The sequence below is a fragment of the Bacillus sp. HY001 genome, from assembly GCF_007558965.1.
GTDB classification, from domain to species: Bacteria; Bacillota; Bacilli; order Bacillales; family Bacillaceae_G; genus Bacillus_A; species Bacillus_A mobilis.
This window is the reverse complement of record NZ_VLTE01000030.1, coordinates 48477-69279: the sequence shown is the minus strand read 5'-3', so window position 1 is coordinate 69279 and position 20803 is coordinate 48477. Positions and strand designations below refer to the sequence as shown.

General features: G+C 35.8%; 18 protein-coding genes. 15 read left to right on the top strand and 3 right to left on the bottom strand.

All coding sequences use genetic code 11. The features are described 5' to 3' along the window. Positions 1 to 44: 44 nt before the first annotated feature. From FOT98_RS15240 to FOT98_RS15215, 6 genes are all read left to right on the top strand, one after another. Positions 45 to 482, top strand: coding sequence for a hypothetical protein (locus FOT98_RS15240; RefSeq protein ID WP_063262012.1), 438 nt, complete (start codon positions 45 to 47; stop codon positions 480 to 482). After that, positions 479 to 742 (top strand): CPCC family cysteine-rich protein, encoded by a 264-nt coding sequence (locus FOT98_RS15235; RefSeq protein ID WP_063262011.1) that lies wholly within the window; start codon positions 479 to 481, stop codon positions 740 to 742. The genes FOT98_RS15240 and FOT98_RS15235 overlap by 4 nt, the downstream gene beginning before the upstream one ends. Positions 743 to 1612: 870 nt before the next feature. Beyond that, the gene (locus tag FOT98_RS15230; protein WP_063262010.1) at positions 1613 to 2581 is read left to right on the top strand and encodes a hypothetical protein; all 969 of its coding nucleotides are present in this window, start codon (positions 1613 to 1615) and stop codon (positions 2579 to 2581) included. 250 nt (positions 2582 to 2831) lie between these two features. After that, on the top strand, positions 2832 to 3128 hold the full coding sequence (locus tag FOT98_RS15225) for a hypothetical protein (RefSeq protein ID WP_063262009.1): 297 nt from the start codon (positions 2832 to 2834) through the stop codon (positions 3126 to 3128). 206 nt (positions 3129 to 3334) lie between these two features. After that, the gene (locus FOT98_RS15220) at positions 3335 to 3811 is read left to right on the top strand and encodes a PH domain-containing protein (RefSeq protein ID WP_063262008.1); all 477 of its coding nucleotides are present in this window, start codon (positions 3335 to 3337) and stop codon (positions 3809 to 3811) included. Further along, the gene (locus tag FOT98_RS15215) at positions 3804 to 5222 is read left to right on the top strand and encodes a PH domain-containing protein (protein ID WP_063262007.1); all 1419 of its coding nucleotides are present in this window, start codon (positions 3804 to 3806) and stop codon (positions 5220 to 5222) included. The genes FOT98_RS15220 and FOT98_RS15215 overlap by 8 nt, the downstream gene beginning before the upstream one ends. Before the next feature lie 187 nt (positions 5223 to 5409). On the opposite strand, the gene hmoB is transcribed toward FOT98_RS15215, so the two are convergent. Then, on the bottom strand, positions 5410 to 5913 hold the full coding sequence (hmoB, locus tag FOT98_RS15210; RefSeq protein ID WP_063262006.1) for a heme-degrading monooxygenase HmoB: 504 nt from the start codon (positions 5911 to 5913) through the stop codon (positions 5410 to 5412). Positions 5914 to 6041: 128 nt separating this feature from the next. Here hmoB and FOT98_RS15205 point away from each other — a divergent pair, with 128 nt between their 5' ends. The 4 genes from FOT98_RS15205 to hemY all read left to right on the top strand — a co-directional run bounded on the left by FOT98_RS15205 (position 6042) and on the right by hemY (position 11786). Beyond that, positions 6042 to 8159 carry a transglycosylase domain-containing protein gene (locus FOT98_RS15205; protein ID WP_063262005.1) on the top strand — a complete coding sequence of 706 codons (2118 nt, stop codon included), beginning with the start codon at positions 6042 to 6044 and terminating at the stop codon, positions 8157 to 8159. A gap of 189 nt (positions 8160 to 8348) precedes the next feature. Beyond that, positions 8349 to 9395, top strand: a complete 1047-nt coding sequence (gene hemE / locus FOT98_RS15200) for a uroporphyrinogen decarboxylase (RefSeq protein ID WP_063262004.1) — start codon at positions 8349 to 8351, stop codon at positions 9393 to 9395. A 14-nt stretch (positions 9396 to 9409) separates the two neighbouring features. Then, entirely contained in the window at positions 9410 to 10345 is a 936-nt protein-coding gene (hemH, locus tag FOT98_RS15195; RefSeq protein WP_063262003.1) for a ferrochelatase, read from the top strand. Positions 10346 to 10364: 19 nt separating this feature from the next. After that, entirely contained in the window at positions 10365 to 11786 is a 1422-nt protein-coding gene (gene hemY / locus FOT98_RS15190) for a protoporphyrinogen oxidase (protein WP_063262002.1), read from the top strand. Positions 11787 to 11825: 39 nt separating this feature from the next. Here hemY and FOT98_RS15185 read toward each other — a convergent pair whose 3' ends face one another. Further along, positions 11826 to 13178 (bottom strand): DUF4026 domain-containing protein, encoded by a 1353-nt coding sequence (locus tag FOT98_RS15185; protein WP_063262001.1) that lies wholly within the window; start codon positions 13176 to 13178, stop codon positions 11826 to 11828. A 241-nt stretch (positions 13179 to 13419) separates the two neighbouring features. Between FOT98_RS15185 and FOT98_RS15180 the strand changes: the two genes are divergently transcribed. Continuing rightward, positions 13420 to 15786 (top strand): DUF6359 domain-containing protein, encoded by a 2367-nt coding sequence (locus FOT98_RS15180; RefSeq protein WP_063262000.1) that lies wholly within the window; start codon positions 13420 to 13422, stop codon positions 15784 to 15786. 137 nt (positions 15787 to 15923) lie between these two features. Further along, complete coding sequence (locus FOT98_RS15175; protein ID WP_063261999.1) at positions 15924 to 16223, top strand: hypothetical protein; 300 nt, start codon at positions 15924 to 15926, stop codon at positions 16221 to 16223. Between the two features lie 82 nt (positions 16224 to 16305). Here FOT98_RS15175 and FOT98_RS15170 read toward each other — a convergent pair whose 3' ends face one another. Next, complete coding sequence (locus FOT98_RS15170; protein ID WP_063261998.1) at positions 16306 to 17160, bottom strand: hypothetical protein; 855 nt, start codon at positions 17158 to 17160, stop codon at positions 16306 to 16308. Positions 17161 to 17389: 229 nt separating this feature from the next. Between FOT98_RS15170 and FOT98_RS15165 the strand changes: the two genes are divergently transcribed. The 3 genes from FOT98_RS15165 (at position 17390) to FOT98_RS15155 (ending at position 20588) form a co-directional block, all read left to right on the top strand. After that, complete coding sequence (locus FOT98_RS15165) at positions 17390 to 17791, top strand: BlaI/MecI/CopY family transcriptional regulator (RefSeq protein WP_044792665.1); 402 nt, start codon at positions 17390 to 17392, stop codon at positions 17789 to 17791. 2 nt (positions 17792 to 17793) lie between these two features. Next, positions 17794 to 19743: a M56 family metallopeptidase gene (locus FOT98_RS15160; protein WP_063261997.1), complete on the top strand. Its 1950-nt coding sequence runs from the start codon at positions 17794 to 17796 to the stop codon at positions 19741 to 19743. A 272-nt stretch (positions 19744 to 20015) separates the two neighbouring features. Continuing rightward, complete coding sequence (locus FOT98_RS15155; protein WP_000963378.1) at positions 20016 to 20588, top strand: TetR/AcrR family transcriptional regulator; 573 nt, start codon at positions 20016 to 20018, stop codon at positions 20586 to 20588. Positions 20589 to 20803: the final 215 nt, after the last annotated feature.

The window sequence follows — 20803 nt, the reverse complement described above, 5'->3', positions numbered from 1 at the left end:
AATAATGAATAATATATGGGGAAGGAAAAGCGAGGTGAATGAGAGTGAGCAAATTTTTAATACCGTATTCATTTTCTATATTAAGTTTCTTTATTTCAGTAACGGCACTTGATTTATTTGATAGGATGGGAAGAAATGATGAGATGACTTCGCCGAACATAATTGGAAAGATAATTCAATCTACTGCGCAAATGGGAGTCCTTACATTGTATTTCGGAGTGCCAATTATTTTAGGTGGCTGTCTACTTGGTGAACTATTGTTTAGAGGTATCATTGTACGATTTAAACTCGGCTATATTATATCTTTATTATTGTATTTACTTTTAGCTTTTAGTATTGTTTCCGTAACGGTTGGAATTCCAACTACATATGAAGATTCTCATACTACTTTCATGATAATAACTATGATTTGCGCTGTTACATTCTTTGTGGGCCGGAATATATGGGAGAAAAAAGAAATGAATAATGGAGTGACGGAATGAAATACACATGTCCATGCTGCGGATATAAAACAATAGAAGAAGAACCACCAAGTACATATGAAATTTGTAATATATGTTATTGGGAAGATGATGGGGTTCAGTTTAACGATCCTGACTTTGAAGGCGGGGCAAACGAAGTCTCGTTAAGACAAGCACAGAAAAACTTCATTACATTTGGTGCTTGTGAGGAAGCTTTTGTGAAATCAGTTAGAAAGCCGACTAGTGAAGATGTGAAGGATGTTAGTTGGAAGCGAGTTTGATAAGTAAAATGTCAGTGATATTTTAAAATGGATTAATCCAGGAAAAAATCCTGTTATTATTCAAACACCTGAAAATGAACTGGAAAATTATTAATTTGATACTCTAAAAAATATAATTTATACGGCATTATTTAAAGTCTACTTTCATTAGTAGGCTTTTTGGTTAATCTCAAACGCTAATGGATTATTTCATTAAAAACTTGGATTTACGATACGTTAGGAAGTTTTTATAAACGGTTGTTTGTAGTTTAACGAATAAATTTTTGAATACATAGAGATTCACGTGAATAAAATAAAAGGTCAATTTCTTTTCATGTAAAGAAGTTGGCTTTTTTATTTAACTTTGCTTCAGCGTACTCTTTACATTTTGACTTGTTGATAATAAGGAGAGATCCTTTGCATCCTTATTTACACTAAGGATTGGAACCTGATTATTGCCTGAAAATATAGACCGGGGAAAATAATGTAAAAAAACTATTGTACATTTAAAAACCTTATGTTACATTTGTGTTACAGAAAAGTTACAAACAGTAACTTATGTTACGGTTTGTTTTCTTTTGTTTTTCTTTGTGTTACGAAAATGTGTAAAGCTAAAAAAATAGCAACCTAAAAATAGTTTTTCTATGTGTATAAGAGTGTGTGTAGTAAAGAGCCTGGTGAGAGCTTTACGCACATTATTAAAATTCCTTTCTGTCTTTAAAGAAGAAAACCAACTACCAACTATTTAGGAGTTTTAAATAATGATAGTAAATGAAATGTACTTCCTTTCCCACACACAAAGTACATCTTTATTTTCAGTCTAATTACTACACAGACTTTTATACATATGCTGTTATTTATTGTTTTAGGGATATATAGGAGGAGAAAAAAATGAAAAAGTTATTAATGGTAATGGGACTTACATTTTTAATGTTAGCTGGATGTAGCAATGGGAATTTTGACAAAGTAATGGATGAAGGAAAGACTGCGTTAACGAATAAAGAATATAAAAATGCATTATCATTATTTGAAAAAGCGCTAGGTGAGAAAAAAGATGATTCAGATGCAATGGCGCTTGTAGAACAAACGAAAGTAATGATTGAAGCAGTGAAGTTAAAAGAGGAAACAAAGGTAGAAGAATCAATTAAGTCATTTGAAAAAGTAGAGAACATGAAGAATGGAAATGCTACGCTTGTAAAACAAGCAAAGGAAGAACGAACAGCATTACTAGCTATCTTAGAGCAAAACAAGAAGTATAGCGAGCAACTGACGAAAAGTGAAGAGTTAATAAGTAAGAAAAATTATGCAGAAGCGAAAGAGATATTAAATAAGCTAGTTGCAGAAACAAAAGATAACAAAAAACTTGAAGAATATAATAAAAAAGCGGTAGGATTAGTTACTAAAATAAATGAAGAAGAAAAAACTGCAAAGAGTGAAGCAGCAGCGAAAGCACAAAAAACAAATGTAGTAACGAATCAAAAGGTAGCAACAGAAAAGACTCAAAAACCTGAGACAGAAAAAAATCAAAAGGTAGCAACAGAAAAGAACGAAAAAACTGAGGTAGAAAAAAATCAGAAGGTAGTAACAGAAAAGAACGGCAAAACTGAGACAGAAAAGAACCAAAAAGTAGAAACAGGAAAGAATCAAAATGCATTTACTTTTGAGAAAGCGAAAGAATATATTAAAAATGAATATAAAGAAGACTATGATTACACTCTAGAAAATACGCAAGTAGAGAATGGAAAGAAATATTATCAAATAAGAGTGCATACGACATATAAAGTAGAAGGTGCAGGTGGACCAGGATTTACTGGTGTATTCAAAGTATTCGAAGATGGTACAATCGTTGAAATGCACTAAATTGATGGAAAAGGTATCCTCAAAGTATATGAGGGTACCTTTTTTAGCATAAAAAAAGGCATCTAGCAAAAGTACTAGATGCAAATAAAAACACAAGGGAAGATAAATATCTTCCCTTTTCCCGTAAGTAATTATATCAAAAAATTTATAAAAAACTAGCTTTATTTTTTATGTAATTGATGTGCAAAGCTATGAAATGATAAGATTACACTGTTTTCATAGTGTTTTATTAAAAAAAGGAGTTACGTATATGATTAATTTTAAACCAGAAAATTTGAACCAACTATTAAAAATAACGTTAATTAGTGCGAATAAATCTTATGATGCGATTAAAGATTATGAATTTACGGGAGAAGCAGTAGTATTCCGTGTAGATTTCGAATATATTGACGTTTCTTTAATGATTGTAGATGTATTAGGAAGATCAGCTTCTAAATTTAACATTTTGCCATATGCCCGTCCGAATACGAATGAAATAGATTACATTCAGTTTCATGTGTATTCGGTTAATGAAGGGAATTTTAAAGAAATGATGGATACGATGTAGAAAACTATAAAGTGAAACTTTAATCAGTGGGAGATTCATCCCTACTGATTATTAGCCCTCACCAATCGGACGTTTACTGGCAGTCCGTCTTTGCTCCAGCTGAAATTTTGGGGGAGTTTTACTGCCTATTAACGCGGGATAATTTTACAAATATGTATATACCAACTAAAATGTAATTAATAAATTCATATAATTGGAGTGATGAGATGCAGCCGTTAGAAAGGGAGATTCATTCTAATATGCTGAAAGTGTGGAGGATTCACGCTTTAATTGGGGCGGCAGTTATACTAGCAGTCGTAATTGCATATTTCTTTTTTATGATCAATTTTAATTGGTGGGGTTGGTTGTTTGGTTTGTTAGTAACAGGTGCTATTCTATTTATCCCGCTTGATTATTTCGTGTTTCCAAATTTACGTCAACGCTATTATAGTTACAGATTAAATGAAGAAGAGGTTGAGATTCAAAAAGGAATGTTCGTTGTAAAACGCGTACTTATTCCGATGATGCGCGTGCAGCACGTAACGATTGAACAAGGACCAATTATGAGAAAGTATAATTTAGCAGAATTACATATTTCAACAGCAGCAACTTCTCATAGTATTCCAGGCTTAACGAAAGAAGAAGCAGAGCAGCTGAAAAGACAAATTGGAGAACTTGCGAAAGTGAGTGATGAGGATGTATAAGAGGCAACATCCGATCACGATTTTATTAGGTATTCGAGTTGCGACTTTGTTACCTTTTATTTTTCTTGTTCTATTTAAATCAGATGGTCAAGTAGAACCTTGGTATTTCTTTCATCTCGTTCTTTTGGCCATAATATTTATTATGGCAATTTTCTCAGCTATAAAATGGTATTTCAAAGTGTACTGGGTCGAAAATAATATTGTACATATAAAGCACGGTGTTTTTGTAAAGAAAGAAAGTTACTTAAATAAAGAACGTGTGCAAAATATTAGTACGTCTTCTAACATCATTTATCAAGTGCTTGGACTGACGAAGTTAAACATAGAAGTAGCCGGCGGCGGTACTGAACCGGAAGTGATGTTAGCTGGCATTAGAGAAAGTGAAGCGAAGGAACTGATTTCTTTATTACATAAAGAGAGAAGTGTTGTGACTGAAGAAGAGCCCGCGACAGCAGAAAATAAGACAGTTTATCAGTTAACGGTGAAAGAGATTTTATTTGCCTCTATTACATCTGGTAGATTCGGATTAGTATTTTCTATGTTAGTCATCCTTTACACAGAGTTTAATGAATTTCTTCCAAAATGGCTTATTAATAAAGTAGAAGCGTATGTGATGGATAACGGTGTATATGAATTAATTGTTATGGCTGCGATTTTAATGGTGGTTTCGTGGGTCGTTTCGACAGCTGGTTATGCGTTAAAATATGCGAACTTTAAAATTGAGCGAAACAGAAATGAAATCCGCATCGTGCAAGGGTTATTTGATAAAAAAGAGTTTGTTTTAAAACTACACCGCATTCAAGCAATTACGGTGAAAGAAGGAATTCTTCGCCAGCCGTTCGGTTATTGCTCTGTCGAAGTGGAAGTTATTCAAAGTATAGAAGCAGCAGGGCATGAAGTAATGTTACATCCTTTTATGAAAAAGAAAGATGTCCAGCAGTTACTTACATATTTGCAGTTACCGTATGAAATGGAAGAGAAAATCGTTCATTTGCCGAAGGCCGCATTACGCCGTTACATAATAATGGGCTGGATTACAAGTGCTGTACTCGCTGTGCCGATTATCGGTGCGAGTATATATTTTAAGCAAAATATGGCGTTATTCACGTTAATACCACTATTTATCATATTTACGTTACTCTCATACGCCCGGTATACAAGTGGTGGATATATGATACGAGACAATCAGTTAGTCATGGTATACCGTGGCCTTGCGAAATATACTGGGATCATGCGAAGAAGGCATGTTCAAGCAGTAGGATACAATCAATCGTATTTTCAAAAGAAAGACGAGCTATGTACAGCTGCCGTATCAGTAGCGGGACATGGTTATGAAGTGAAGCATATGCGAAAAGAAGATGCGCTTCGTATATATAATTGGTACAAAGAAAAAGGAAACACCGGTGCGTAATGGTGTTTCCTTTTTTGTGTCGTGATTTGTCGATAAGTCGATATTCTTTGTCGAATCGTCGATATATTGAAAAAATCGTTGATATATTCGAAAAATCGTTGATATATCCAGAAAATCGTCGATATAATTTCACATACCGCGAACTGCGAACTGCGAACCGCGAACTGCGAACTCCGAACTCCGAAACTTAAACTAACACATCAAAAGTAGTCACAAATGACGGACGAGAGAAAATACTTTTTTGCTGCTCTGCATGTGGATGCGCTTGAGCCTGAGCCTGTCCTTCTGCTTGTGCAGGGCGTTTTTTATGAGCGTTTTCGAATGAACGTGATTCTGTCCAGTCTTTAAAGTTTTGCTCCGTTTCCCACATCGTTAAGATGACATATGTATCGTTACTTAATGGGCGTAGAACGCGAATTGCTTGGAAGCCGGGTTCGTTTTCAATAAGGCCTGCGCGGTTTTTGAATCGGTTTTCAAATACTGGGCGACCTTCGTCAGTTACAGAAATGTTGTTACAAACGATATAGCCAGGTTGTCCTTGAAATTCGCCAACAGCGTCTAGTACGTCATACTGAAGAGAACCTTCTACAGATTCTTCTGTATTTTCTTTATAAAACATATCTTTTTCGTTATTTTTTGCAGTGAAATGTGCTTGTTCTAGAGGTGTTTCGTATGAAATAATAGCCTTCATTTTAATGCCCCCTTTAATTATTTGTTTCTATTATATCAACTCTCTTAAAAAACTTCGAAGATTATATACATAAAGATACTTCTTTTTCAAATAATAAATGTACCATCATTTGGAAAGAAGGCCGATGTATGAAGAAAGTAAAGTGGACTTTATTAGGTGGATTAGCAACGCTCGTATTAGCGATTGTACTTTATAAACTTATTGTGTTAGCTGGTGGTTATATGATGGATGAAAAGCAGCTCGTTTTCCACTCTTCATCACGTATTGTTGACCAGAAAGGGAAAGAAATTACGAAATTATACGTAGAAAATAGAGACCTCGTACCAGTCGAGCAAATTCCAAAGCATGTCCAGCAGTCATTTATTGCGGTGGAAGATTCTCGTTTTTATGAGCATCAAGGAATTGATTACCCGTCCATATTCCGGGCTCTTTATAAAGATACGTTAGCAGGAGAAAAAGTAGAGGGCGGTAGTACGATTACGCAGCAACTCGCTAAAAACGTTTTTTTAACTCGTGAAAAAACAGTTACGCGGAAATTGAAGGAAGTCGCAATTTCCCTTCAATTAGAGCAAAAATATACGAAACAACAAATTCTTGAAATGTATATGAATCATATTTATTTTGGCCATGGGGCTTACGGTATTCAAGCGGCAGCAAAGTTATATTTTAATAAAAATGTAGAAGATTTAACAGTAGAAGAGGGCGCAATGCTTGCAGGTCTTCCGAAGTCGCCAAACGGATATTCACCGTATTTCTCTCCAGAGAAAAGTAAGGAGCGCCGCGATCTCGTATTGTCACTTATGCATAAACAAGGCTATTTGACTGCCGAAGAAAGTGTACGTTATCAAGGGAAGACGATTGCGCTATATAAAAACTTAGATGAGAATGAGCTCGCATATATGCCGTATATTGATATGGTTATAGATGAAGCAGCTCGTTTATATGGATTGTCTCATCAAGAAGTACTTCGCGGAGGATATACGTTTGTCGTTCCGATGGATGAAAAGATTCAAAAGGTAGCGTATAACCAGTTTCAAGATGCACGGAATTTCCCTGGGAAAGAAGAGGGGGCGCAAGGTGCTTTTTTATTAATGGATAATCGTACGGGCGGAATTAAAGCGGCGATTGGCGGAAGAAAGTACGTCCCGAGAGGTTTTAATCGTGTCTTCGCAAAAAGACAGCCCGGTTCTGTGCTAAAACCACTTATCGTCTATGCACCAGCACTCGAAACGAAAAAGTATAATCCATATTCTTTATTAACGAATGAAAGAAATTCATTTGAAGGCTACGAACCACGAAATTACAACCATGCGTATTCGAAAGAAATGACGATGTACGATGCGATTTTAGAGTCAGCAAATGTGCCGGCAGTTTCTTTATTAAATGAATTAGGGGTAGAAGAAGGAAAGCAATATTTAGAGAAAGGCAATGTTCATATTGCCGATGCGGGGTTAAGTACAGCGCTTGGCGGATTGAAAAACGGTGTTTCAACATTTGAACTCGTGAAAATGTATCGTGCGTTTTTAGCAAATGGCGCTATTATTGAGCCGCATGTGATTGATAAAGTATTCAATAGACACGGCGCAGTTATTGGAGAATCACCAAAAGTAGAAACGAAAATTTTCTCGAAACAAACGGCATGGTATATGACGAAAATGTTAGAAGGAGTTGTGAAGGAAGGGACAGCGAAAGCCGGTGTATATACTGGGGCGTTAGCTGGGAAAACAGGCACAACTTCCTTACCAAATGACGATAATGGAGCGAGAGATATGTGGTTCGTTGGCTATACGCCAAATTTAGTAGGAGCTGTTTGGATTGGTTATGACCGTACGGATAAAGAGCATCAGTTGCAAGGAGAAAGTGCGTCAGCAACGAAATTGTTTAAGAAAATTTTAACGAAGGCAAATGTAGAACAGAAAGAGCAGTTTATGAAACCAGAAGGTGTGGAAACAATCGGTGCTCCAATTCGGCTGCGCAAAATTGAAGATGTGAAAATGAAATTAGCTTTTAGCCCTTTCGGTTTATTTAAAGCGAAATTAAGCTGGACACCACTTCCAGATGATAGAATTATGTATCGTATTTATAGAGTAGAAAACGGAGTCCATACGCATGTAGCAACTGTAAATGGTGCCGGGGAATATGAAGAAAAGTTCGTTAACATCTTTTCAAAACCGAGTTTTTACGTTGTGCCATATAACACACAAACGAATCGCGAGGGAGAAAAGTCAAAAGTAGCTAAACCATAGTTTTTCTCTGTGTTATAATAAGAATGTTGTGAAAATAGTAAGCGTTTTTAAGAATGTTTGTGTCAATTTAATGAACAACGTACATAATATTATGCATTTTGTTTTTACAAGCTGTATAGTAAAAAAAGATAAATATCGGAATAGAACGTATTTAGAGCAAAAGCATTGGCAAGGAAGGGAGCAAGGGTCTTGGTAAGAAATATAAATGAGACATTTTTAAAAGCATGTAGGGGGGAACGTACTGATTATGTACCAGCATGGTATATGCGTCAAGCAGGTCGTTCACAGCCGGAATATAGAAAGATAAAAGAAAAGTATTCTTTATTTGAAATTACACATAATCCAGAGTTATGTGCTTACGTTACAAAGTTGCCAGTTGATCAATATAATGTAGACGCAGCAATTCTGTATAAAGATATTATGTCACCACTACCTGCAATTGGTGTGGATGTAGAAATTAAATCAGGTATTGGTCCGGTTATTGATAACCCAATCCGTTCTTTACAAGACGTAGAAAAGCTAGGGGAAATCAATCCAGAAGATGACGTGCCGTACATATTAGATACGATTCGTTTATTAACGACGGAAATGTTAGACGTACCGTTAATCGGTTTTTCAGGAGCACCATTTACATTAGCGAGCTACATGATTGAAGGCGGTCCATCTCGTAATTACCATAATACGAAAGCGTTCATGTATGCAGAGCCGAAAGCTTGGTTCGCTTTAATGGATAAGCTAGCAGATATGGTTATTACATATTTAAAAGCACAAATTAACGCAGGAGCAAAAGCAGTTCAAATTTTCGATTCTTGGGTTGGAACAGTAAATGTAGCAGATTACCGCGTATTTATTAAACCAGCAATGGAGCGTATTTTTGCAGAAGTTCGCCCGATGGGTGTTCCAATGATTATGCACGGCGTAGGAGCTGCACATTTAGTAAATGAATGGCACGACTTACCACTTGATGTAGTAGGCTTAGATTGGCGCTTACCGATTGAAGAGGCACGCACGCGTGGCGTTCATAAGGCGGTACAAGGTAATATGGACCCGTCATTCTTACTTGCGCCATGGTCTGTTATTGAAGAACATGTAAAAGGTATTTTAGATCAAGGAATGAAACAGCCAGGTTATATCTTTAACTTAGGACACGGTGTATTCCCAGAAGTAAATCCAGATACATTAAAACGTTTAACTACATTTATTCATGAATACTCTAAAGGGCAGTTAGCGAAGTAAAGGAGCATTGCTGTATGAAAAAGAAAATTGGTTTGCTTGTAATGGCATACGGAACGCCATATAAAGAAGAAGATATTGAACGTTACTATACACATATTCGCAGAGGAAGAAAGCCAAGTCCTGAAATGCTAGAAGATTTAACAGAGCGTTACCGTGCAATTGGTGGTATTTCTCCTTTAGCTACTATTACATTAGAGCAAGCTAAAAAGTTAGAGAAGCGTTTAAATGAAGTACAAGATGAAGTAGAGTATCATATGTATCTTGGCTTAAAACATATCGAACCGTTCATTGAAGATGCAGTGAAAGATATGCATAACGACGGTATACAAGATGCAATCGCACTTGTTCTTGCGCCGCACTATTCTACATTTAGCGTGAAATCGTATGTAGGACGAGCACAAGAAGAAGCTGAGAAACTTGGAAACTTAACAATTCACGGCATTGATAGCTGGTATAAAGAACCGAAATTCATCCAGTACTGGGTTGATGCAGTGAAAGGTATATATAACAGTATGGCAGAAGCAGAACGTGAAAAAGCAGTATTAATCGTATCTGCACATAGCTTACCAGAAAAAATTATCGCACTTGGCGATCCATATCCAGATCAATTAAATGAAACAGCTGACTATATTGCAAGAGGTGCTGAAGTAGCAAACTATGCAGTAGGTTGGCAAAGTGCAGGAAACACACCAGATCCTTGGATTGGTCCAGATGTACAAGATTTAACGAGAGAATTAAATGAAAAGTACGGTTATACTTCATTCGTATACGCACCAGTTGGATTTGTTGCGGAACATTTAGAAGTTTTATATGACAACGACTTTGAGTGTAAAGTTGTAACAGATGAAATTGGCGCGAAATATTATCGTCCAGAAATGCCAAATGCATCGGATGCATTTATTGATTGCTTAACAGATGTTGTATTAAAGAAAAAAGAATCTGTATTGTAAGAAGAAAGGGGGAGCCTGCTTGAGGAAAAAAGTTGTAATCATCGGCGGTGGCATCACAGGATTAACAACAATGTATAACTTGCAAAAAGAAATTCGTGACAACAACTTGCCGATCGATACATTACTGATAGAAGCATCGGGTAAACTTGGCGGGAAAATTCAAACCGTTCGAAAAGATGGATTTACAATTGAACGCGGACCGGATTCTTTCTTAGCACGAAAAGAAAGTGCAGCAAGATTAGCGAGAGAATTAGGTCTTGGCGATGAACTTGTAAATAATAAGGGCGGTCAATCATTTATCCTCGTAAACAATCGGTTACATAAAATGCCGAGCGGATCAATGATGGGAATTCCAACGCAAATTACGCCGTTTCTATTTTCCGGGCTGCTCTCTCCAATTGGTAAACTAAGAGCTGGTTTTGATCTGTTAATGCCGAGATCAAAGCCAGTATCTGACCAATCACTCGGGCAGTTTTTCAGACATCGCCTCGGCAACGAAGTGGTTGAAAATTTAATCGAACCATTACTATCGGGTATTTATGCAGGGGATATTGATGAAATGAGCTTAATGTCAACATTCCCGCAAATGTATCAAATCGAGCAGAAACATCGCAGTATTTCACTCGGTATGCGTACACTTGCACCGAAAGAAGAGAAAACTGAACCGAAAAAAGGAATCTTCCAAACAGTTAAAAACGGTTTAGAATCTATCGTAGAATCTCTCGAAATGAAGATGCATGAAGGTACGATAATAAAGGGCACTCGCATTGAAAAAATTGCAAAACTTGGTGATGGTTATACGATTACTCTTAGTAACGGAAAAGAAATAGAAGCGGACGCGGTCGTAGTGGCAACATCACATAAAGTATTGCCATCTATGTTTGCGCAGTACAAGCAGTTTCGTTTCTTCCGCAATATTCCGTCCACATCAGTTGCGAACGTGGCGATGGCTTTCCAAGAATCAGCCATTCAGCGTGATATTGATGGTACAGGGTTTGTCGTATCTCGAAATAACGATTACACAATTACAGCATGTACGTGGACACATAAAAAGTGGCCACATACAACGCCAGAAGGAAAAATGCTTCTTAGGTGTTACGTTGGACGCCCTGGTGATGAAGCAGTTGTAGAACAAACAGAAGAGGAACTTGTTAGGCTTGTACTAGAAGACTTACGAAAGACGATGGATATTACAGAGGATCCAGAATTTACAGTCGTAAGCCGCTGGAAAGAAGCAATGCCCCAATATACAGTAGGCCATAACGAGCGAATGAAGAAACTCACGACATTTATGGAGAAAGAGTTGCCAGGTATATACTTGGCAGGTAGTTCTTACGCTGGTTCTGGTCTTCCGGACTGTATTGATCAAGGTGAGTTAGCGGCAAAGCGTGTACTATCTCATCTGGAGAAAGTAATGGATACGGAATTAATCGCACAATAAAGTGAAACGCCTTCAATTATATTGAAGGCGTTTTGTTACTTATTCGCCAACAAACATATATAAGTTATTTGGCTTTATAACGGCATCCCCTGCATAAATAATCCACTCTGTTAAGTTATCAAAATCTAAATGATAACTATTTCCTTCACTCATATCTTTTATAAAATATGGTTCGTTAATGAGTATTCCTTGAATGAAATCTTCCGTAATGTTTTGCATTTCAAACCACATATGTTCACTTTTTCCTTCTTCGTAAGAGACACCAAACTTAGCGAGGAAACGAAAATCTTCATTTGATTGTTCAATGTGAAAAATGTTGCTGAAATACCCGAAAGTATTCTTCGCATTGTAAGCCATACGATCGGTTTCACTATTTGTTTTATAGAACATGAGACCTGTAGCTTCCTCGTATTCTTTGAAAAAACTTTCAATATATTCTTCTGAAGTATTTAATTTGAATAAGAGAACGGATGGAGATTGATGGTATTCATCTCGGTCATCCATTCCGCCAAGAAATACGTTTTGCGCATCTATTGGTTGTAGTTTCACTTCTTCATCCTCAATTGAAGATAATTGATCCATACTCGTTTTATGCCCAATATAAGATAATCCTTTTTCCCATGGAACAGCTACTGTATGTATAGAACCTTGCTGACTATGCGCGATAACGATAGGCTCATTCATAGGGACTTGTCCATTTTCAACGGCGTTATTAGCAAACGTTTGAAAAAGATCGCCAATACCGTAGTAGGAAGAAATGCGATTTGGAATAATTAATTCTATTTCTGTTACGCCTGCTCTTAAAAGGCCATGTGTATGAAACCAATATTGCGTAGGCTCACCGTCTTTACCGTCTTCATAAACAGAATGAATAACGTATAAATCAGGAATGTCAGGCAACAATTCATTTTCAACGTGATATTCAATATAGCTTCTAGATATCACTTTCATTGCGGCACTTGAATCGATTACAAATAACAAGTCTGGAGCTAGGTTCCATAAAAACTGTAACTGCTGGAAAAAGCAGTCCAGCACATCGCCTACAAATAGCGTACGAGTGAAAATTTCAGTACCATAAGCAGCATCTTCAAAATGACGATCTACGATTGTAGAATCTTGTTTATTGTACATTTTATATTCTTCTGGGTCATTCGCCTCATCAATATGCAGTTCATACGGTATGATTGTTTCATCCATATGCAACTCAACAATAATGCTTGTCTCATCACTATAAACAATTTTCAATTCGTCAACTTTAGTAGCGATCGTTTCTAACCGCTGTTTTAACTGCTCAATTGTGATTCTAGTTGGTATAACGGCAATCATATCTGAAAAATGACGTTCTAATGTTCCATTCATAGCTGCGCGGTATGTTTCTGTTTGCACTTCCATCCAATCACTCCTATTCAAATGAATCCATTTTACATGCCAATAAAATTTCGATATTTTCTGTTTTCTCTCTCTAACATTATAGAGTGCATTCTTAGAAGGTGTAAAATTATTATTTTGTATTATAGTTTGAAAGCTTGTAAATTAAATAAATTTTTTGTAAAACTTGTCGAAGTATGGTTCTATATAACGAATCATTTGTTATGATAGACATGTTGGAAAAATATGAAATAGAGAGAGGAAAATGGCTGTGAAGAAATTGTTAAGTGTCTTTTTATCATTTATACTATTGCTTTCATTTACTGGAACTTTAGTACAAGCAGAAGAAACGACTTCTATGTCAGTAGAAAAAGCAATTCAAGTATTTAAGCAGCAAGGTAAAACGAAGGGGATAGTGGAAGGATATATTGTCGGATATACGCAAAGTCCTTCTAAATACACGAAAGATCCGGCTAAGTTTGATGATACAAACGTAGCAATTGCGGATTCGCCAAATGAAACGAATCCAGACAAAATCATGCCTGTTCAGTTGCCAAAAGGCGATGTGAGAGCGGCAGTAAATGTGAAAGATCATCCTGAAAATATCGGGAAGAAAGTTAGTTTAACAGGGACGCTTGAATTATATTTTAGTAGCCCAGGTTTAAAATCAGTAACAGCTCATAAGTTTCAAGGGGAAGGACAAAACCGTGTTAGCGATGTAGTAGCTTTACCAGGTGGCGGAGAAGTTGCGAAGGGAACAGCGGTAACATTAACAACGAATACAGAAGGAGCAACAATCTACTATACGTTAGATGGCTCTAATCCTACAAATAAGAGTGTTCGTTATAACGGACAAATTGTAGTGAATGAAAATAGTGTAATTAAAGCAATCGCAGAGAAAGAAGGGCTTACTTCTTCAGCGATTTCAACATTTTCATTTATTATCGTAAATAATGAACCAGTACGTATTCATGATATTCAAGGAAAATCACATATTTCTCCTTACAAAGGGAAGAAAGTATACAATGTGGAAGGCGTTGTAACAACGCTTGATAAAAATGGTTTTTATATAGAAGATAATCAGCCGGATAATGATCCAGCTACTTCAGAAGGTATTTATGTGTACAAAAAAGATGCGAATGTAGCGGTAGGGGACCTAATTCAAGTTGATGGAGAAGTAGAAGAATATGTTGGTCCAGGATATGCAGAAAGGTTTGACACAGATTTAACGACGACGGAAATTAAGGCGAGCCGCGTTGCTGTAATTGCAAAAGATCAACCTTTACCAGCACCGATTGTACTTGGAGAAAACGGTGTGAAAATCCCAGATCAAATTATCGATAATGATGCATTCGGTTTATTTGATCCAAATGAAGATGCAATCGACTTTTATGAAAGTATAGAAGGTATGCGCGTTACGATGCCAACGCCAAAAATTATTGCACCTCAGAAAAACGGAAATTTATATGTAACAGTAGAAAATGGCGGAAATAAAGTCGTAACAAAATACGGCACACCTGTATTAGATGACAATCAATTAAACCCAGAGCGTCTTTCTGTCAAAGTACCTCGTGATTATGTGGCAAAAGTAGGAGATACTTTCACTGGAGATATAACAGGTGTAGTCGGATATGATTACGGTTCGTTCCGCATTTCGCCAATAACGGAATTACCATCTGTAGTGGACGGTGGATTTAAGCAAGTAGGCGCAAATATTCAGCCTCGTCTTGATAAGTTAACAGTTGCTACATATAACATTGAAAACTTCTCGGCGAATAAAAAAGAAACAACAGATGAAAAAGTAAAAGCGTTAGCGTATTCTATTAAATACAATTTAAAAATGCCAGATATTATCGGTGTAGAGGAAATGCAAGATAATAACGGAACGATTAATGATGGTACAACAGATGCTTCTTTAAGCGCAAAACGTATCATTGATGCAGTTCTAGAGATTCGCGGACCAAAGTATGAGTATGTAGAAATTGCTCCGCATAATAATCTAGACGGAGGAGCACCAGGAGCGAATATTCGCGTTGGCTTCTTCTACAACCCATCACGTGTGAAATTAGCAGCAGTACCGAAGTTACTTGATAAAAATGTTGTTCGCATTGGAGACGAAAATCCATTATTTGAAAGTACACGTAAACCGCTTGCGGCAGAATTTACGTTCCAAGGACAAAACGTTGTTGTCGTTGCAAATCACTTAAACTCAAAAATAGGAGATGCAACGCCATTTGGAAAGGTGCAGCCGCTCGTATTAAAGAGTGAAGAAAAACGAATTCAGTTAGCGCAAGAAGTAAACCAATTCGTACAAGGAATTCAGAAAAAGAACACGAATGCACCAGTTGTTGTGTTAGGGGATATGAACGATTTTGAGTTTGCTAAACCATTAAAAGCACTAGAAGGAACAAACTTAAAAAATATGTTAAACACAGTGCCGAAAGAGAACCGCTACACGTACATTCATGAAGGAAATGCACAAGTGTTAGATCATATTTTAGTAACAAACAACATCGCACCACACACAATTGTAGACCCAGTGCACTTAAACTCAAACATTATGAAAGAGCACGGACGTGTAAGTGACCATGATCCGGTACTTGCTCAAATTGATTTGAAGAAAGCTTCTTAAATGAGGGGAACGCTTAGGGAACTAAGCGTTCTTTTTTGTTTTTGTAGCGTCATAGAATGGTATAAAGAGGTGATTCCTTTTTATGTAATCTAGTGATAAAATTAATTGAACATTCAGACTTTGTGAGGGGGGCAACGATGCCAGCACAAATAAATGGAAAATTAATGAATCAGTTAGCAATTTTATTTAGTATAATCGTCATGTTCCAATTTGTAGCTGAGGTAACAGGACTTACTCAAAATTTAGATATCACGTATAACTTAATACATACAGCATCGTCCTATATAACATTTAGTTTGGCAGTCATTTTTACTTTAATAGGTGCAAGAAGAGAATTAAGTAAATATGCAATTATTTTATTATGTTCAGTTGTAGGTATTAAAGCGATTTATTTTGCGTTGTTCGTTATTTTATGGGGATTGGCAGGGACACCGTAAAGGGGAAGCTGATTATATGAGTAATGAGAATAAGAGCGTAATTCCCTAACTTAGGAAATTACGCTCTTATTCGTTCAACCATTTAGTCTGAAATTGCTTGAAACGCTTTTCTACACCGATCTCTTTTTTGCAGTCTTCTTCTATATTTTTTTCTATCCCGCTTTACTCCTTGTATATACATGAATAAGCTAACGAGAAGGAAGAAGGTACATTGCATCGTTAAAATGTACGGTGACATGCCTTGTAATGGTTGCTTTGGGTCATATAAATGAAAAGGTGCTCCGCCTATTGTAGGGAATATTGTATTTAGCAGGACGTACGGAATGGAGGCAACTGCAAATGGAAAGAGAATCGCCATATAGTCTTTTTGTGACCATACAGATGCAGCAAGTCCTAAAAGGGCCATTAAACCTGCAAATAAAAAATTAATTCCGATATATACAGTAATGTAAGCGAGAGGTGCATCTAAATATAGGTTTGCGAACATCCCATCATCATTTATGATACCTGAACCAGCCGTAGGTGCTCCGTCTGGAATGGTTAATTTGCAAAATAATAACGATAAGATGAATGGAAGTGTATAAAGAAATCCTCCGCAAAAAAACGTAACGATATATTTCGTTACTGAATAAGGAAAGAAAGAAATCCCTTTACTCACGAACGGTTTAAAACCATCTGATTTATCCGAATTGTAGCTTGTACTAAAGGGGAAACTCGCAATAACGGGCATTAATAATAAATAAACATCCATTTCATTGTCGCGAAATCCGATCCATTTCATATCTGTTGATATAGGACCATTCGCTGCGTCTCCTAAATAACGAAGTACATAATAATAGTGATAAATACAAATAAGAACGAATCCACTAAACATAATAATTAAAGAAACACGATTACAAAAAGCTTGCTTTATATTTAAACGAAGCGCACGCATCATGACTGAAAAAGCCTCCACTATTTTGATAAACTTGTCTATTTTCTATATTACTATTAAATGTAAAGATTTTCTTGTTTTTTTATTTGATTATTTGAAAAAAGGGAAATTCGTTGTCGTTAAGTAAGGTTTAACAGAAATTGTATTTTCTAAAATATGGTTGACAATTAAGTATTACATTTGTAATCTTAATTGTAGATTACAAATGTAATACGGAGGAGTGAAATATATTATGACAAATCAATTACCTAAAATATCTGAAGCTGAATTAGAAATTATGAAAGTACTTTGGTCTAATTCTCCACAAACAGCGAATGAAATTATAGAAGAACTAGAAGATGCAATGGACTGGAAACCGAAAACAATTCGCACATTAATTAATCGGTTAGTACAAAAGGAAGCCGTTTCTTACCATCAAGATAAAGGGCGTATGTATGCTTATTATCCGTTAGTATCACAAGATAATTATTTACAAGTTGAAACGAAATCTTTGCTAAAGCGTTTTTGCGGCGCAGCGTTCAAGCCATTACTTGTTAATTTCTTAAAAGAGGAAAAATTGTCTTCAGATGATATTAATGAACTGAAACGCATTTTAGATGAAAAGACAGAGGAGAATAAGAGGAAGGATAGATAACGATGATAGACATGCTTATAAATGTATACCTTCCTCATTTATTTGATTGGCTTATAGAAACGTCACTTATGGCCAGTATATTAGTTGGATTTATTTTATGTATAAAAGTGCTATTTAGAAATAAGTTAACGCCCCGGTGGCAATATATGCTGTGGATCGTACTAATGATACGACTACTTTTACCGTGGTCACCAGATAGCTCTTATAGCATTTATTCATTATTTTCCTATAGTTCTAGTGTATCAGAAGTTATTCAAAAAAATACATCTTCACCTGAGAATACAGTGAATAACGAGATGAAACAGACAGTGGAATTAGAATCAAATTCTGAAACTGTGACAAAGAATCGTGAACCTGAAGTAAACGCGAGTGCGGAACAACAGACTCCACTTTCTTTATACAAAATTGCTCTATATGTTTGGTTAGCTGGAGTAATCGTATTAGCAGTCATCACGTTTATTACAAATAGACGTTTATATTCTTACATAAAGAAACAACCAGATATTACGGATGAACAGGTCGTTACAGCGTTTAATCGCTGTAAGCAGTCTATGAAAATGAAGAAGGCAGTTTCATTACGCCTTGCAGGAAAGATTGCGAGTCCAACTGTGTTTAGTTTCTTCCGCCCGAAAGTATTACTATCAAAAAAACATATGAAAGCATTAAATGAGCAACAATTACAATATGTCTTTTACCATGAGTTAGCTCATATTAAAAGAAGCGATGTAGCTGTAAATTGGATTATGTACAGTTTAATCTTATTAAATTGGTTCAATCCTATTCTTTGGTACGCCTATTTCTGTATGCGAGAAGATCAAGAATTAGCCTGCGATGCATATGCGCTTACGTTTATAGATAAAGAGGAGCAAATTGCATACGGTCATACAATTATTACCCTTTTAGAACACTATTCCTATCAAGTACCAAGCCTAGCAAATTTAAGCAGAAATAAACGAACACTAAAAAGGAGAATCGTTATGATTAAAAAGTTCCAAAAGAAATCGTATCGTCTGTCTTTACTTGGAGTTATTGCTATAGCAGTTATAGCAGGGGGATTCTTATTGAATGCAAGGATAACCGAGGGAGATGAAAGACAGAAGGAAAAGGTTGTAGAAAACAAGCAATCTAAAGCGGCATTTGAAAAAGCGATAGAAACAGTATATGGTACACCAGAGAATGCAAGTAGAGAATGGGGTATGTCGATAAAGTCATATAAAAGAGATACAGATTTTTTGTATTTGGCAGAAAAGAATTTTACAAAAAAAGAATTTGAACAATATGTCCAATTATTTAAAGAGGCTAGGGAAATTCAGAAAAAAGCAATGGTTAAGAAAAATGTGCCTGAGAATTATGATGGAGATACAAAGGAAATGAATCTTAAACGCTTGAATAAACCTGATCAAGAAAGACTAGCTAGTATTCAGAAGAAATTAAAACCTTTTGATGATAAATTGCAGAAGTCTTTAACATATACTATGGAAGAAGCAAAAGAACATGTACCGTATCAAATTAAGAAGCCAACTTATATACCTGAAGGTTATGAATTAAAGAGAGAATGGGCCGATTCATATTTTGGAAGAGATGTAGAATTAGTTATTAAATCAGAATATACAAAAGGAAAATATGGTTTTACAATTTACCAGTCAAGGATGTATATGGATGGTAATGTTAATGGTGGCAAGGATCCACTACACTACATGATGCCTGGAGACGAGAATCTAGAAAGTTATAGTTTAGACGGGAAAGAAATGGTCTATAATAAATATTCTCAAGGAGAGAGTAAGTTAAAAGGACTCAAAATGTTTGTACCAGCACAAGGTAAGAATAGTGATTATCAAATTGTCATAGTAAATGATATTTTTACAAGAGATACAAAGATATACGAAGAGATAATTGATGATGATCTAACTAAGAAAGAGATGGAGAAAATATTACTTTCTATGTCAAAATAAAAGACAGTGTTCTTAAAACTTTTGTTTTAAGAACACTGTCTATTTTATTGAATTTCTAGTGGGATCTAGCCAGCAATTATTATGAATATATTCTTGCTTTCCATATAAGCATTCTTTTTGATACACTATGGACAGTATGATATACACTGACTGGAATTTTTTATACTGGAAATAATAAAAAAGAGAACTTGTATAGAATGTAAGCGTGTGGTAATATCAAAGATGTACTGATTGACTATATTATCCAATTGGTCATTTTTGGAGGTGACGATGTGGCGATAGATCGAAAACGTTCTATTATTGAAGCTGCAACAAAGTCTTTTTCAGCGTTCGGTTATAAAGCAACAACGATGGATCAAGTAGCGAAGTTAGCGAATGTAGGAAAAGGAACGATTTATACTTTTTTCAAAAATAAAGAAGAGCTATTTGGCGAAATTATTTCTAATTTAATTACAGAAATGAAGCAAGTTGCAGAAAATGCAATTCGTTCAGATGTTTCATTTTTTGAAAATGTACATAGAGCATTATATAGCATATTAGAATTCAGAAAAGAACATCAGCTCATGATTAAGTTAATTCAAGAAGAGCGCGATATGGGAACGAAAGAAGTACAAGAAGTGATGCAACAAGTAGATGTGGAAATTGTTTCTGTCATTCAATCGTATTTAAAGATTGCGATTGAAAAAGGTGAGATTAGCAAATGTGATCCAGAAATTACAGCATTTATTATGCTTCGCTTATACGTATCGCTTATTTTTGATTGGGAAAAAAATCATGAACCGCTAGAAAAAGAAAAAATCGCAGAATTATTCGAACTTTATTTATTAAAAGGATTGTCAAACTAAGATAATCCTTTTATTATTATAAAAAGTGACCACTTGAACAATTTGGTCATACATTTATTTTAGGGAGGGATAATAGAAATATTCACTTCATATGAAGAAACAGTTGCATAGTATAAATTCGGGGATAAGGCATATGTATGAATAGGTATAGCCTTTTTATTTGGGAGAAAATGACCGAATGAACGATTCGGTCATTTAGAAAAGGGGGAGAAATG